The sequence below is a fragment of the Kitasatospora sp. NPDC086791 genome, from assembly GCF_040685975.1.
Taxonomy (GTDB): domain Bacteria; phylum Actinomycetota; class Actinomycetes; order Streptomycetales; family Streptomycetaceae; genus Kitasatospora.
This window is the reverse complement of record NZ_JBFBOC010000027.1, coordinates 55,042-69,317: the sequence shown is the minus strand read 5'-3', so window position 1 is coordinate 69,317 and position 14,276 is coordinate 55,042. Positions and strand designations below refer to the sequence as shown.

Genomic DNA, 14,276 nt, shown 5'->3' with positions numbered 1-14,276 from the left:
GAGCACGTTGCCCTGAACACGCCGCCCCGAGCACGCCGCCCCGCTCACGCCCGGCGGGCCCGCGCCCGGCCGGGCGCTACTTGCGGACCCGCGTCGCCTCGCTCACCGCCGCGTCCTGCAGCCCCCCGAGCACCTGCTTCGGGTCGCCGGTCACGGCCTGCCCGATCCCCGCCTTGATCCGGTTGCTGACCTCGCCCCACGCCGGGTCCCCGAACGGGTAGAAGCTCGCGTTGGTCAGCCCGACCGCGAACTGCTTGAGGTCGGCGTGCTTCGGGTCGGTCGACATCTGGTTGAACGCGTCCTGGGTGACCGGCAGCAGGTTGTACCGCTCGTCGAACTTCAGCTGGTTGTCCCGGTTGTAGACGAACGACAGGAACTTCTTGATCTCGTTCTTGTGCCCGTTCGCCTTGAACGCCATCATCCAGTCCGCGACCCCGAGACTCCCGGTCCGCCCCACGCCGTCCTTCTTCGGGATCGGCGCCGTCCCGAAGTCGATGTTCGCGGCGGACGCCATCCGCAGCAGCGTCGGGTGCCCGTTGAGCATCGCGACCTTGCCGGCCGCGAAGTCCTGGAACACCGGGGTGCGGTTCATCTTCCCCGGGTCCGGGTACGTCAGCCCGGTGCTCACCAGGTTGCTCTTCAACCAGGTGAAGGTCGCCTGGTTCTGGGCACTGTCGATGGTGTAGTTGCCGACGTCGTCGGAGATGCTCCCGCCGCCGCTCAGCGTCCACAGCATGGACTCCGCCGGCGCCTCCTCCGGCCCCAGCGGGAGCCCGTACGGGGTCACGCCCGGCACCTTGGCCTTGATCTTCTCCGCGTCCTGCTTCAGCTCGTTCCAGGTCGCGGGCGGCTGCGCGATCCCGGCCTGCTTGAACATCGCCTTGTTGTAGAAGAGCACCCGGGACGAGGACACGAACGGGATCCCGTACTGCGTCCCGAGCACCTGCCCGGCGTGCGCGAAGGTGTCCAGGAAGTTCGCCTGGGTATTCATCGAGAGGACGTCCGACGCCGGGTACAGCCGGCCCGCCGCGACCTGGTCCGCGAAGCCGCCGGTCTGCAGCAGGTCCGGGGACTTCCCGGCCGCGATCATGTCCTCGACCCTCTTCCCGATGTCCGTCCAGCTGTCCACCTCGACGCTGACCTTGATCCCGGGGTTGGCGGCCTCGAAGTCCCTGGCGACCGCGTCCCAGTAGCGCGCGGAGTTGGTCTCCTGGTTCTCCCCGTAGTCCGCGGCGACCAGCTTGAGGGTGACGGTGCCCTGGTCCTGCCCGCCGCACGCGCCGACCGCGGTGAGTGCCAGTGCTCCGGCCAGCGCACTGCCGATCGCACGGGTGGGAACGTGGACGCGCCTGTTCAACGCGGGTACCGCCTTAGGGGGAAGAACTGCCGCCGGAACGAGGGAATCCGGCAGGGGGGAGGCGCCACACTGCCAAACCCGCCGACCACTGGTCCACACCACTGCCCCACCCCGGCCCAGTAGTTATCGAAGTGCCCGGAGTCATTGCACGATGCGCAACCGCGCACGCCCCGATCACCTCCCGGACGCCCCCGGGACACCCCCCGCACGCCCCACCCCAAAGCCCCGCACACCCCCGCAGCTGCGACAAAGCTCACTCCGCATGGACCAGACCAATCCGACAACTGGACTAGACCTCTTCTACCCACCCAAGGGAAACTGTCCTCCGTGAAGCACGTCATCGCACTCGATGTAGGCGGCACCGGCATGAAGGCCGCGCTGCTCGCCCAGGACGGCTCCGTGCTGTTCGAAGCACGCCGACCGACCGGGCGGGAACACGGCGCGGACGCCGTCGTGACCGCCATCCTCGACTTCGCCGCCGATCTGGCGGACGAGGGCCGCGGCCGCTTCGGCGTCGCTCCGCTCGCGGCCGGCGTCGCCGTCCCGGGCACGATCGACGAGAGGCACGGGATCGCGGTCTTCTCCGCCAACCTCGGCTGGCGGGAGCTGCCGCTGCGCAAGCTCCTCGGCGAGCGCCTGGCCGGCCCCGACGGCGCCGCGATGCCGGTGGCCCTCGGCCACGACGTGCGTTCCGGCGGCCTGGCCGAAGGCCGCCTCGGCGCCGGACGGGGAGTCGGCCGCTTCCTGTTCATCGCCCTCGGCACCGGCATCGCCGGTGCCATCGGCATCGACGGCCGGATCGAGGCGGGCGCGCACGGCTACGGCGGGGAGATCGGCCACGTCGTGGTCCGCCCCGGCGGCCCGCAGTGCGGCTGCGGCGCCCGCGGCTGTCTGGAGACGCTGGCCTCCGCCTCCGCCGTCTCGCGCGCCTGGGCCGAGGCCAGCGGCGACCCCGACGCCGACGCGGCATCCTGCGCCGCCGCGGTGGACGCCGGGGACGACCGCGCCCGCGAGGTCTGGCAACGGGCCGTCGACGCCCTGGCCGACGGCATCGTCCTCGCCCAGAGCCTGCTCGACCCGTCCACGGTGATCGTCGGCGGCGGGCTGGCCGAGGCCGGCGACACCCTCTTCGCCCCGCTGCGCGCGGCGGTCACCGAGCGTCTGACCTTCCAGATGCCCCCCGAGGTCGTACCCGCCATGCTCAAAGACACCGCCGCGTCCCTCGGCGCCGGCCTGCTCGCCTGGGACCTGCTCACCATGGAGGTGACCGCGTGACCACCGCGGACCGTGACCGTACCGCCCTGGCCGGCGCCCGACTCGTCCTGCCCGGCGGCATCGCCGAGGACCACCGCCTGACCGTCGACGGCGACCGGATCGCCGCCCTCGGCGGCGACCCCGAACCCGGCGACCTCGACCTCACCGGACACACCGTCGTCCCCGGCTTCGTCGACCTGCACGTCCACGGCGGCGGCGGCGCCTCCTACGCCTCCGGCATCGCCGAAGAAGCCCTGCTCGCCGCCCGCACCCACCTCGAACACGGCACCACCACCACGATGGCCTCCACCGTCACCGGGGAGATCGACGACATCGCCCGCCAGGCCGCCGTGCTCTCCGAACTGGCCGAGGACGGCGTCCTCGCCGGAATCCACTTCGAGGGCCCCTTCATCTCGCACAACCGCTGCGGCGCCCACCGCCCGGACCTGCTGCGCGACCCCGACCCGGCCCTGGTCCGCAAACTCGTCGACGCCGCCCGCGGCCACGCCCGGATGGTCACCCTCGCCCCCGAACTCCCCGGCGGCCTCGACTCGGTACGCATGCTCGCCGACCTCGGCGTGATCGCCGCCGTCGGCCACACCGACTCCGACTACGCCACCACCCTGGAGGCGATCGACGCCGGCGCCACCGTCGCCACCCACCTCTTCAACGCCATGCCCGGCATCGCCCACCGCGCCCCCGGCCCGATCGTCGCCCTGCTGGAGGACGAACGCGTCACCGTCGAGCTCATCAACGACGGCGTGCACCTGCACCCCTCCGTCCTCGACCTCGCCCACCGCACCGCCGGCGCCTCCCGGGTCGCCCTGATCACCGACGCCATGGGCGCCGCCGGCATGGGCGACGGCCTCTACCCGCTCGGCCCGCTCCAGGTCCGGGTCGACAACGGCGTCGCGCGGCTGGTCGAGGGCGGCGCGATCGCCGGCTCCACCCTCACCCTGGACGTGGCGTTCAAGCGCTCGGTGACCGTCAACGGCCTGACCCTCGGTCAGGCCGTCGAGTCGCTGTCCGCGACCCCGGCCCGGCTGCTCGGCCTGAGCGACTCGGTCGGCTCGCTGGAGACCGGCAAGCTCGCCGACCTGGTCGTGGTCGACTCCGCGACCTTCGACCTGGTCGCCGTGATGCGCCGCGGCCGCTGGGTCGTGGGCGCCGACCGGTTCTCCACCGTCAAGCCCGCCTGACCGCCGCGCACCGCGCCGCGGAACGACGACGGCCGCCCGCCCCGCGAGGGGGACGGGCGGCCGTGGTGCGTCCGGAGGCCGGACGGGGGCTCAGCCGCTGGGCTCGATGGTGACCTGGTCGATCAGGACCGCCCCGGAGGGCACCGTGAAGGTCACCGAGTTCGGCCCGGCCGTGAACTGCGGCAGTATCCAGGTCGTGTACCAGGCGGAGTTCTGGTCCTTGGGGGCCGGCCCGTACACCTTGAAGGTCAGCCCGGACGGCCAGTCCTTGCCGTTCACCGCGGCCGCGCCCCGGATGTCCGGGCCCAGGTAGTTGTAGTGGACGGTCAGCTTGTACGACCCGGCCGTGGCGATCTCGCCGCTCCAGGTCACCGAACCGCCCGCCTGGAGGGTCAGGTAGCTGCCGTCCGCCGACTTGGCGCCCTTGACGGTGTTGCCGGACGGCGCGTTCTGCGCCTGCAGCTGGCTCGCGTCCACCGTCGACGGGCCGGAGATCGCGGTGGCGCTCGCCGAGGGGGAGGCACCGGCGGTCGTGCCGGTCGGCCCCGGGGTGGCGGGGCCCGGCGCGGCCGTGGTGGCGGTACCGCCCTTGGCCGTCTTGTCGCCCTCCTGGCCGCCCGAGAGCGCTATCCCGGCACCGATCGCGATGGCCGCGACCACGGCGACCGCGCCGATCACCGCGCCCTTGCTCCGGCCGCTGCTCGGCCGCTCGTCCCCCGGCTGCGGCCGGGAGTGCTCGGCGTAGCGGGTCTGCTGGGTGGGCGCGGCGCCGTACTCGGCCGGCTGCTGCGGCACGCCGGGCTGCCCGTACGGGGCCTGCGGCTGACCACCCGGGTACCCCTGCGGCGTGCCCGGCTGACCGTACGGCTGCTGCGCCCGCGGCGGGTAGCCGTACTGGGCGCGCCCGACCTCCATCGGCCGGTTGTACGACGTGCGGGGGACACCCTGCTGCGGCTCGGCCGGCTGCCCGGTGGAGCCGTCGGCCGGGCGGTAGAGGTAGCCGAACGGGTCGTCGTCCTGCGGGGCACCGCCCCCCTGGCCCTCGGGCACTCCGTTGTTGCCGGCGGTCGTCACGGTGGTCTGCTCCCCCATCCGGTGCGCGCCGCCGGGCTGCGGGCGGCGCAGATCATGGACGCTGTCGTACCGGGAACCCTACCTGTCCTGTGTGACGGCGGGAAAAGACCCCTTGACAACTCGCGGGTAACCCGGACCGGAACGCCCGCGGGGCCGCGTCCTCCGTCCCCGTCCGGTCTCAGCCCGCGCGCCGGTGCGAGCGCTCGCCGCGCGCCCCGCGCACGGCCCCGCCGCGCGCCCGCTTCTCGTCGTACATCCGCTCGTCCGCGGTGTGCAGCACCTCCTCGATGCTCATGCCGCATCCGGCCCAGCCGATCCCGAGGCTCACCCCCACCCGCATCGCCCGGCCGTCGATCCGCATCGGCGGGATGATCGCGTTGCGCAGCCGGTGGGCGAGGTCCTTGGCCTCCTCGCGGCCGATGCCGTCGGCCAGCACCACGAACTCGTCGCCGCCGAGCCGGGCCACCGTGTCGCCGTCCCGGACGGCCTGGCTCAGCCGCAGGGCGACCTCGACCAGCACCGCGTCGCCCGCGTTGTGGCCGAACCGGTCGTTGATCGACTTGAAGCCGTCCAGGTCGCAGAAGAGCACCGCGAGCCCCTTGTCCACCGCGGCCGCGCCGCCGGAGCGGAACGGCACGGACCAGGCGTCGCCGCCCGGCCCGTGGTCGGCCGGGACCACCGCGTGCACGTGCTCCCCGTAGCCCGGGCCGATCCCGGGCGGCGGGCCGCCCTCGGGCGCCCCGTAGCCGTGCACCGCCCCGGCGTACGGGTCCGCGCCCTCCAGGCCCTCGTGCGCCGCGTGCGCGCTGTAGGAGTCCGCCGGGTAGTACGGCGGCGGGTACCCGGCCGCGGCCGGACCGGCCGGGCCGGCCGCGGCGCCGACCGGCTGCGGCTGGGAACAGAGCCGGCGGGCCAGCCGGGCCTTGAGCTCGGCGCCGTTGGGCAGTCCGGTGAGCGCGTCGTGGCTGGCCCGGTGGGCGAGCTGGAACTCGTGCCGCTTGCGGTCCTCGATGTCCTCGACGTGGGTGAGCAGGAAGCTCGGCCCCTCGGCCGCGTCCGCCACGATCGAGTTGCGCAGACAGACCCACTGGTAGCCGCCGTCCCGCCGGGACAGCCGCAGCTCCGCCCGGCCGCTCTCGGCGCTGGTGCGCTCCAGCAGGGCGCGGTCCTCGGGGTGGACGAGGTCGGCGAAGCTCTGCTGGCGCAGCACCGCGCGGGGGCGGCCGAGCAGTCGACAGAGCGCGTCGTTGACCCGGGTGAGCTGGCCGCGCCCGGCGCCGTGCAGCTCGGTGATGGCCATCCCGCTGGGCGCGTACTCGAAGGCCTGGCGGAAGCTCTCCTCGCTGGCCCGCAGCGCCTGCTGCTCCTTCTCCAGCCGGGCGAGTGCGCGCTGCATCTCGGCCCGCAGCCGGGCGTTGCCGATCGCGATGGAGGCCTGCAGCGAGAACATCTCCAGCGCCTCGCGGGTCCAGGCCCCGGGGCGCTTGCCGCTGCGCGGGCGGTCGACCGAGAGCACCCCGAGCAGGTCGCCGCCGGCGCTGTACATCGGGGCGAGCAGGCCGTCGGCGGGGTGCCAGTCGTTGGCGTACACGGGCAGCGCGCCGTCCCCGATCCAGCGCGGGATGTCGCTGGCGACGGCCCAGCCGCGGTCGTATGGCAGGAAGCGCAGGGTGCCCCAGTGGTCGCTGACGCCGAGCAGCCGGTCCCAGGACTCCCGGGAGCCGACCTGGCCGAGCAGGACGGAGGGGCCGCCCATCGGGCTCTCCTCCAGCTCCCAGACGGCCGCCACCACGAGGTCGCCGTCCGGCCGGACCAGGCTGACCGCGGCGGCGTCGAAGCCGAGCCCGTGCACCGCGCCCTCGACGACGGCCTGCAGCGTGCCCGCGAGGCTGCGGGCAGCGTTGAGGTCCGCCACGACCCGGTGCAAGGTGCGGAGGGTCGCGAGACGGACGTACGGCTCCGACTCGGCTTCCATGCGGGGGCTCCCCGGCTGCTTCGGATAGTTCTTGATTGGTTATCGTCCGATTGCCAGAAGAACTGAATCACAGGGAGCACAGCGTTCGGCACGCTCGGTCAGCAATAGGGCGTCACTTGTGACTTAAATCACACGAAACTAATGCACCCTTAATCAGCTCATCCGCCCCATAGCAGGACATCACGCGCTATCGGGACCTTCTCCCCGGCCGCCCGCCTCGGCTCCGGGCCGGCGCCGGCCGCTCCGCCGGTCGGCCCGTTCCACCCCCGGGAGTGAGTCCGCTGCCGGGTCCGGACACCGTCCGCGACCCCGCGGACACACCGCCGGTCCTACGACCAAGGCCCGATGCCGTTTCCCGCGGGTGACGACTACCGTGCGGTACGTGTACCCGTCCCCGCAGCCCGAAGCTGCCCCCCACGCCACGCCCGACGAGTTCCGGGCAGCACTCTCCCAGCTCGCCGCCGGCGTGAGCCTGGTGACCGTCCACGACCCGGAGGACGGCGAGGATGTCGGCATGACCGCCACGTCCTTCCTCTCCGTGTCGCTGGAGCCGCCGCTGGTGCTGATCTCGGTCCGCGAGGACTCCCGGATGGACGAGGTGCTCTCCCGGGTCGACACCTGGGCGGTCTCGGTGCTGACCGAGGGGCAGAAGACGATCGGCTCGCGCTTCGCCATGAAGGGCCGGCTCAGCGACCGGCTGCTGTTCGCGGACACCGCGCACCACCGCGGCCCGCGCAGCGGCGCCCCGCTGATCGAGGGCGCGCTGGCCACCGTCGAGTGCCGCACCGAACAGCGGATACCCGCGGGCGACCACACCCTGCTGCTCGGCCGCGTCCTGGAGGCCACGGTCCCCGACCCCGGCGGCCGTCCGCTGCTCTACTTCCGCGGCGGCTACCGCACCCTGGGCTGAGCTACTCCCCACCACGCGGCGAGCGGCGCCCCTGCTTCACCTCGGAGCGGTGCCGCTTGTTGAACAGCCGGCGCTCGACCATCCCCCGGCTCGGCTTGGTCGCCCGCCGGGACTTCGGCGGCGGCGCGCACGCCTCGGTCAGCAGCGCCGACAGCCTGGCCGCGGCCGCCTCCCGGTTGCGCCACTGCGAGCGGAACTCCGAGGCCTGCACCACCAGCACCCGCCCGTCCACCAGCCGCCCGGCCAGCCGCTCCAGGGCACGCTCACGCCACACCTCGGGCAGCGCCCCGGTGGAGGCCAGGTCGAAGCGCAGCTCGACCTTGGAGTCGGACGTGTTGACGTGCTGACCACCGGGGCCGGAGGAACGCGAGAAGCGCCAGACGAGCTCGGTGTCGGGGACGACCACCGATCCCCGTACGCGGATGGGCTCGGGCATGCGCCCATCATCCCGCGCCCGACCCGCCCGGTCACCCGGTTATCCGCACCCCGCCCGCCGGACCCCGCCCGCCGGACCCCGCCCCGCCGCCCGCCCGCACGGCCGCCCGGGACCCGGTTACCCCCGAGCGCCGCGAGCCCCGACAATGGCGTACGTGATCGAGCTCGGCTACTCCCTCTCCAACCGCTTCCCCGACCCCCCGCAGACGGACTACCGCACCGCGTCCGTGCACGCCCTGCGGTACGACCTGTTCTGCGGCGACGTCTACCTGGACGCCGAGGGCGCCGAGCTGTCCACCGCGTGGGGCTGGGTGCCGGTGCTCGACTTCGCCTGGGCGCTGTGCGACATCGCCGAGCAGCTGGACCGCGACCCGGACGGCAGCCGGGCCGCCCGGGTGCAGACCGCCGACCTGGACTTCACCCAGAACACCGAGCTGCTGCGCTTCGCCCGCCGCTTCAACTGGGTCGAGGTCACCGCGACCTGGCTGCCGGACGAGCCGCCGGCCGTGGTCCGCCACAGCGACCTGCGGCGCGAGGCCCGGGACTTCCTCCAGGACACCCTCGCCGACCTGTTCGACATGCACCCCGACCTGGCAGACAACCCGAACATCTGGTCGCTGCAGGGCCGGTTCCGCCGGATCTGACACCTCTTTGCCCCCGCTTTGCCCCGGCATTCGTCCCCACGAAGAATTCACGGACCCTGCGGAACCAAGTCGCCGGAGTATTGCGTTGTCCCGGGGAAAAGCGCACGAAGCGAACGAAGGGACTGCAATCGTCATGCCAGTGAGCCTCTCCAAGGGTGGCAACGTCTCGCTGACCAAGGAGGCCCCCGGCCTGTCCGCGGTCACCGTCGGCCTGGGCTGGGACGTCCGCACCACGACCGGCGCCGAATTCGACCTCGACGCCAGCGCGATCGTCCTGAACGCGGACGGCAAGGTGCTCTCCAACGCCCACTTCGTCTTCTTCAACAACACCAGCACGCCGGACAGCACCGTCGTGCACACCGGCGACAACCGCACCGGCGAGGGCGCGGGCGACGACGAGTCGATCAACGTCAACCTGGCCGGCCTGCCGGCCGAGGCCGCCAAGATCACCTTCCCGGTCACCATCTACGACGGCACCGCCCGCGGCCAGAGCTTCGGCCAGGTCCGCAACGCCTACATCCGCGTGGTGAACGCCGCCGGCGGCGCCGAGATCGCCCGCTACGACCTCTCCGAGGACGCGGCCACCGAGACCGCCATGATCTTCGGCGAGCTGTACCGCAACGGCGCCGAGTGGAAGTTCCGCGCCGTCGGCCAGGGCTACGCCTCCGGCCTGGCGGGCATCGCCCAGGACTTCGGCGTCCAGATCTGACGCACCCCCTGACGACGCCGCGGCGCGGGCGACCGGTCCCTCCGGTCTCCCGCGCCGCGGCGTTCGTCCACCCGGGTCAGCGCGAGGCGCGCAGCTGCGGCAGCCCCGGCAGCTGGATCAGCTCGGTCTCGTCCTCCGGCGTCAGGTCCACCACGGCCGGCTCGCCCTGCGACGACCCGTCCTGCGGCGCCCCACCCTGCCGCGGCTCCCGCAGCTCGTCCCGCGCCGCGGCCGACTCCGCCGCCCGGGCCTCGGCCTCGGCCTTCGCGGCCACCGCCTCGTCGCCCACCACGTCCGCCAGGTCGGTCCGCTCCCCCAGCTCGGCGACGCTGTCCACCGCCGGTGCCGGGGCCCCGGGGCGCACCGGCGCACCCGCGCCGCGCCCGAAGAAGCTGAAGCCCTGCCCGCGCACCTGCCCGGACTGCGCCGGCCGCAGCCGCCGCTCCGCCGGTACGGGCGCCGCGGCGGGCACGGCCTGCGTCCCGCCGAGCTGACCGACCGTCGCCGTCAGCGCCGGGCGCACCGGCGCGGGCCGCACCGGCTGCTTCGCCTCCGGTGCCCGGGCCGGCGCGGGCACCGCGGGCGCCACCGGGGCGGGCACGGCCACCGGCGCGGGCGCCGGGGCGGCGGGGCGAGCGGCCGGGGCGGCCTGGGCGGCCTGGGCGGCCTGGGCGGCCGGCACGGTGCGCGCCCGCAGCGCGACCTCGGCGCCCGCGGTCCGCGCCCGCCGCTCCTCCTGCTCCGCCGCCCGGCGCGCCAGCAGCCGCAGCACGGCCGCCGCGCGCACGTACGCCGCCGGAGTGGCCGGGTACTTGGGCCGGCTCGCGGCGAGCGCCCGCTGGGTCGCCTCGGCCTCCTTGAGGGCCTGCTCGGCCACCGACACGGCCCGCTCCCGCAGCAGCCGGGCGATCTCGGTCTCGGCCTTCGCCAGCCGCGACTTCTCCGCCGTCAGCCGCCGCCCGAACCGGGTGGCCCGCTCCTCGGCGACCTCCGCCGCGTACTCGGCCTCGGCCAGCTGCTCCTCGAACCGTTCCTCGGCCCGCATCCGCTGCGCCGCGGACATCTCGGCGGCCGCCCGGGCCGCCTTGTCCCGCTGACGCAGCAACAGCGCGAAGCCGAGCGTCGCGATCAGTGCGGCGATGCCCACCGACCGCACCAGGATGGTGTCCTGACTGAAAAGCAGCGCGGCCAGAGCGGCTACCAGCAGTACGCCGGCGGCGGTGGGGGGAAACACCCGGCCGAGGACGGAGGAATGACGGTGGCGTCCGCGAGACATGCCAAGAAACTAGCGTGCGAATTGGGAACCTGTCAGCCCAGGGTCCCCCTTCCGCCCTTGACCGGGGCGGTTCCCGCCGCACGCGCCCGGGTTCCCACCCGCGATCACGGGGAGGGCCGCGCTCAGCGGTGGGTCGCCGCCGGACCGCTCGGGCCGTCGTGGTCCTCCGGCAACTTGCAGACGTGCTGGAGCCAGAGCGCCGCGGCGATCACCGCGACCCCCGCCAGCACCGCGAACCCGGCCGTGACGGCCTGGTCCTTGCGGGCCGACACGTCCAGCTCCCCCAGCAGGTAGATCCCGGCACCCGCGTAGATGCCGGTGACCACCGCCGAGACCAGCGCGCTGGCCTGCCCCAGCACCAGCGCCCGGGCCGCGAGCAGCGGGTCGACCCCCTTCGCGCCCGGCTGCCGCTCGCGCACCGCCTTCAGCCGGGACCGCAGCGACAACGCGGTCGCCAGCAGGATCACCGCCACCGCCGCCAGCACCACCGGCGCCGCGCCCGGCACCGCCGGCAGCGTGTCCAGGGAAGCCCACAGCTTGGAGCCGGCCCAGGACAGCGCCGTCGTGGCGGCGGTGATGCCGATCAGCAGGCGGAGGCGAAGCAGCTTCACTCGGAGGAGGTCCTTCCCGGGGTACCAGAACGGCCGGCCGCCCGGTGACCCGGTGTGGCGGCGCCAGGCCACCGTACCGGGCCCGGCCGGGCGGGCACCCGCGCGAACGGCGGACACCTACTGGTACGGCCGGGCCCCCGGCCGAGTTCCCTGATCAACGGCCCCGGGGGGGCCTATTCCGGCAGCGTCAGCCGGATGTCCTCGCGCCGCTTCACGCCCTGCGCGCCCGGGCCGCCGAGCGCGTCCAGCAGCGCGTCGACCCGCCCGTGCCCGGGCACCTCGGCCTCCGGCTGCGCGTCCAGCCAGGGGGCGAGCACGAAGGCCCGCTCGTGCGAGCGCGGGTGCGGCAGCAGCAGCTGCGGGTCGTCGCTGAGCTCGCCCTCGTAGGCCAGGATGTCGACGTCCAGGGTGCGCGGACCCCAGTGCACGGTCCGCAACCGCCCGAAGGCGTCCTCGATCGCGTTGCCGCGCTCCAGCAGGTCCCGCGGGGGGAGCGAGGTGCGCAGCACGACGACGGCGTTGTAGTAGTTGGGCTGTTCCTCGGGGCCGCCGACGGCCTCGGTCTCGTAGACCGCGGAGACGGCCTTGATCTCCAGCCCCGGGGTGTCGGCGAGCGCGTCGACGGCACCCTGCAGGGTGTCCAGGCGGTTGCCCAGGTTGCTGCCGAGCGCGATCACCGCGCAGCGCTGGCTGTGCAGGGTGGTGTCGGCGGAGTCCACGCGGCTCTCCAGGTCGAAGATCCGCTCGCTTCGCTCACTCATCGGGGAAAGTCCTCCACATCGGGTACCGGGTGCGCATCGGCAGTCATGCGCGGCCCCGGTGGATGGTCACGGTCACGTCGTCGAACGGCACGGTGATCGGGGCGTCCGGCTTGTGCACGGTGACCTCGACCTCCTCGACCGCCTCGTGCTTGAGGCACTGGTCGGCGATGCGCTGGGCCAGGGTCTCGATCAGGTCGACCGGCTCCCCGGCGATGATCGCCGTGACCTCCTCGGCCACGATGCCGTAGTGCGCCGTGCGGGTGAGGTCGTCTCCGGACGCGGCGGGGCGGGTGTCCAGGTACAGCACGAGGTCGACCACGAAGGTCTGGCCCTCGACGCGCTCGCGCTCGAAGACGCCGTGGTGGCCCCGGGCTCGCAGCCCCCGCAGGGTGACGCGGTCCAGCAAACGAATCACTGCTCCCACTCGGACGGGCCCCGCCCGGAGAAGGGCATGGACGGGCAGGGCGAAGACGGGCAGCACGCCCGCCACTCCGTTTCGAATCTACCCGTGAGCACGGACAACGCCTGACCGTCCTACCCGGCAGGAAACGACGCCACGCGCACCTGAATGGCGATTGACGTGAACGTCCGGTGACCACTCGGGAATTCCCGGGCGACGCACCGCCACCGCATTTCCGCGGGTGCCGGAATCAGTCCTCTTCGTCCTCGTCCCCGCTGGTCAGAACGGGTGAACCGTGGTGCGACCAGAGCTTCCACCCGGCCGGGGTACGCCGGAACAGATTCGTCGACACGACCTTTCCGCCGACCAGCGGTCCGAGTTCGCCCTCCTCCTCCGCCTCGCCGCCGGACAGGATGTTCTCGGTGCACGTGACAAGGGCCACATCACCGTGGACCTCGGCCTCGACATCGGTCAGGAAGAACTGGATGTACTCCGTGTTCATCATGATCAGCATGTACGAACGGGTCACCTGCGCCCGTCCGCGCAGCACCGGCCAGCCCGGGTGCACGCACACCACGCCGCCCTTGTCGTCGGCGTCCGCGGCGCCCAGCCAGGACTCCTCGACCGCCTCCAGGTCCCCCCGTTCCAGCGCCTCGTAGAGCCCCCGGTTCGCCGCCAGCACGGCCTCCAGGTCCGCCTCGCGGGCCCGTCCGGCCGTACCACCGCTCAACCTGCCGTCACCTGACACAGACCCTCCCTCACCCGCCCTCCTCGCCCGCCTTCGGGCAGGAGGGGCCCAACCGCGCCGCACGCTGCCAGGCGGCGACCACCCGGACGGCGTCCGCCGTGCCGGACACGTCGTGCACCCGCACCGCCCAGGCTCCGGCCCGGGCCGACAGCACCGACACCGCGGCCGTCGCGTCGTCGCGCTCCCGGGCCGGGCGCAGTTCCCCGGTTGCCGGGTCGGCGAGCAGCGTACCCAGGAACCGCTTGCGCGAAGCGGCCACGAGGACGGGACGGCCGAGCGCGGTGAGCGCGTCCAGCCGTCCGAGCAGCGCCCAGTTGTGCTCGGGGGTCTTGGCGAAGCCGAGCCCCGGGTCGAGGATCACCTGGTCCTCCTTGACCCCGGCCGCCAGCAGCGCGTCCACCCGCCCGGTCAGTTCGGCGACCACGTCCCGCACCACGTCGCCGTAGACGGCCAGCCGGTCCATGTCGGCGGACTGCCCGCGCCAGTGCATCACCACGAAGGGCGCGCCGGTCTCGGCGACCACCCGGGCCATCGCCGGGTCCGCCAGCCCGCCGGAGACGTCGTTGACGACCACGGCGCCGGCCTCGACGGCCCGCTCGGCGACCGAGGCGCGCATGGTGTCGACGGAGACCGTCACGCCGGCGTCGGCGAGCTCGCGCACCACCGGGACCACCCGGCGCAGTTCCTCCTCCTCGGGCACCCGCTGCGAGCCGGGCCGGGTGGACTCGCCGCCGACGTCCACCAGGTCCGCGCCGCGGGCGCGCAGCGCCAGCCCGTGCGCGATCGCCTTGGCGGGGTCGTGCCAGAGCCCGCCGTCGGAGAAGGAGTCGGGCGTGACGTTGACCACGCCCATCACGGCGCAGCGTTCGAGCCGCGGCAGACCGGCCGGGAGGGTGAAGGACGGCGAATCGCTCATGCTGTCC

At 73.7% G+C, this 14,276-nt stretch carries 15 protein-coding genes; 5 read left to right on the top strand and 10 right to left on the bottom strand.

Going from position 1 to position 14,276, the window contains the following annotated elements:
- Positions 1-76: 76 nt before the first annotated feature.
- The gene (locus tag AB0Q99_RS27245; protein WP_363576079.1) at positions 77-1,357 is read right to left on the bottom strand and encodes an extracellular solute-binding protein; all 1,281 of its coding nucleotides are present in this window, start codon (positions 1,355-1,357) and stop codon (positions 77-79) included.
- A gap of 327 nt (positions 1,358-1,684) precedes the next feature.
- Here AB0Q99_RS27245 and AB0Q99_RS27240 point away from each other — a divergent pair, with 327 nt between their 5' ends.
- A complete protein-coding gene (locus AB0Q99_RS27240) occupies positions 1,685-2,632 on the top strand; it encodes an ROK family protein (RefSeq protein WP_363576077.1) in 948 nt (315 codons plus the stop codon).
- Positions 2,629-3,810 carry an N-acetylglucosamine-6-phosphate deacetylase gene (nagA, locus tag AB0Q99_RS27235; protein WP_363576075.1) on the top strand — a complete coding sequence of 394 codons (1,182 nt, stop codon included), beginning with the start codon at positions 2,629-2,631 and terminating at the stop codon, positions 3,808-3,810. The genes AB0Q99_RS27240 and nagA overlap by 4 nt, the downstream gene beginning before the upstream one ends.
- Positions 3,811-3,900: 90 nt before the next feature.
- On the opposite strand, the gene AB0Q99_RS27230 is transcribed toward nagA, so the two are convergent.
- Both AB0Q99_RS27230 and AB0Q99_RS27225 read right to left on the bottom strand, forming a co-directional pair.
- Positions 3,901-4,884: a carbohydrate-binding protein gene (locus tag AB0Q99_RS27230; RefSeq protein WP_363576073.1), complete on the bottom strand. Its 984-nt coding sequence runs from the start codon at positions 4,882-4,884 to the stop codon at positions 3,901-3,903.
- A gap of 178 nt (positions 4,885-5,062) precedes the next feature.
- Positions 5,063-6,859, bottom strand: a complete 1,797-nt coding sequence (locus tag AB0Q99_RS27225) for a diguanylate cyclase (protein WP_363576071.1) — start codon at positions 6,857-6,859, stop codon at positions 5,063-5,065.
- Positions 6,860-7,241: 382 nt separating this feature from the next.
- On the opposite strand from AB0Q99_RS27225, the gene AB0Q99_RS27220 reads away from it, so the two are divergent.
- On the top strand, positions 7,242-7,769 hold the full coding sequence (locus AB0Q99_RS27220) for a flavin reductase family protein (protein ID WP_363576069.1): 528 nt from the start codon (positions 7,242-7,244) through the stop codon (positions 7,767-7,769).
- Position 7,770: 1 nt separating this feature from the next.
- Here AB0Q99_RS27220 and arfB read toward each other — a convergent pair whose 3' ends face one another.
- The gene (arfB, locus tag AB0Q99_RS27215) at positions 7,771-8,205 is read right to left on the bottom strand and encodes an alternative ribosome rescue aminoacyl-tRNA hydrolase ArfB (protein WP_363576067.1); all 435 of its coding nucleotides are present in this window, start codon (positions 8,203-8,205) and stop codon (positions 7,771-7,773) included.
- Positions 8,206-8,359: 154 nt separating this feature from the next.
- On the opposite strand from arfB, the gene AB0Q99_RS27210 reads away from it, so the two are divergent.
- Entirely contained in the window at positions 8,360-8,848 is a 489-nt protein-coding gene (locus AB0Q99_RS27210) for a hypothetical protein (protein WP_363576065.1), read from the top strand.
- A gap of 133 nt (positions 8,849-8,981) precedes the next feature.
- Entirely contained in the window at positions 8,982-9,557 is a 576-nt protein-coding gene (locus AB0Q99_RS27205) for a TerD family protein (protein WP_363576063.1), read from the top strand.
- Positions 9,558-9,633: 76 nt separating this feature from the next.
- Here the strand turns inward: AB0Q99_RS27205 and AB0Q99_RS27200 are convergent, their stop codons facing one another.
- From AB0Q99_RS27200 to folP, 6 genes are all read right to left on the bottom strand, one after another.
- A complete protein-coding gene (locus AB0Q99_RS27200; RefSeq protein WP_363576061.1) occupies positions 9,634-10,791 on the bottom strand; it encodes a hypothetical protein in 1,158 nt (385 codons plus the stop codon).
- A gap of 164 nt (positions 10,792-10,955) precedes the next feature.
- Positions 10,956-11,444 carry a DUF3180 domain-containing protein gene (locus AB0Q99_RS27195; RefSeq protein WP_363576059.1) on the bottom strand — a complete coding sequence of 163 codons (489 nt, stop codon included), beginning with the start codon at positions 11,442-11,444 and terminating at the stop codon, positions 10,956-10,958.
- A gap of 173 nt (positions 11,445-11,617) precedes the next feature.
- Positions 11,618-12,205, bottom strand: a complete 588-nt coding sequence (gene folK / locus AB0Q99_RS27190; RefSeq protein WP_363576057.1) for a 2-amino-4-hydroxy-6-hydroxymethyldihydropteridine diphosphokinase — start codon at positions 12,203-12,205, stop codon at positions 11,618-11,620.
- Positions 12,206-12,248: 43 nt separating this feature from the next.
- Positions 12,249-12,608, bottom strand: a complete 360-nt coding sequence (gene folB / locus AB0Q99_RS27185) for a dihydroneopterin aldolase (protein WP_030059580.1) — start codon at positions 12,606-12,608, stop codon at positions 12,249-12,251.
- A gap of 247 nt (positions 12,609-12,855) precedes the next feature.
- Positions 12,856-13,335 carry a nuclear transport factor 2 family protein gene (locus AB0Q99_RS27180; RefSeq protein ID WP_363576055.1) on the bottom strand — a complete coding sequence of 160 codons (480 nt, stop codon included), beginning with the start codon at positions 13,333-13,335 and terminating at the stop codon, positions 12,856-12,858.
- A 28-nt stretch (positions 13,336-13,363) separates the two neighbouring features.
- Positions 13,364-14,269, bottom strand: coding sequence for a dihydropteroate synthase (folP, locus tag AB0Q99_RS27175; RefSeq protein WP_363576053.1), 906 nt, complete (start codon positions 14,267-14,269; stop codon positions 13,364-13,366).
- Positions 14,270-14,276: the final 7 nt, after the last annotated feature.

Bases quoted from the DNA above. Each gene is read 5' to 3' on its own strand.
- AB0Q99_RS27225 (WP_363576071.1), bottom strand. From the start codon at position 6,859: ATGGAAGCCGAGTCGGAGCCGTACGTCCGTCTCGCGACCCTCCGCACC.
- arfB (WP_363576067.1), bottom strand. From the start codon at position 8,205: ATGCCCGAGCCCATCCGCGTACGGGGATCGGTGGTCGTCCCCGACACC.
- AB0Q99_RS27205 (WP_363576063.1), top strand. From the start codon at position 8,982: ATGCCAGTGAGCCTCTCCAAGGGTGGCAACGTCTCGCTGACCAAGGAG.
- folK (WP_363576057.1), bottom strand. From the start codon at position 12,205: ATGAGTGAGCGAAGCGAGCGGATCTTCGACCTGGAGAGCCGCGTGGAC.
- folP (WP_363576053.1), bottom strand. From the start codon at position 14,269: ATGAGCGATTCGCCGTCCTTCACCCTCCCGGCCGGTCTGCCGCGGCTC.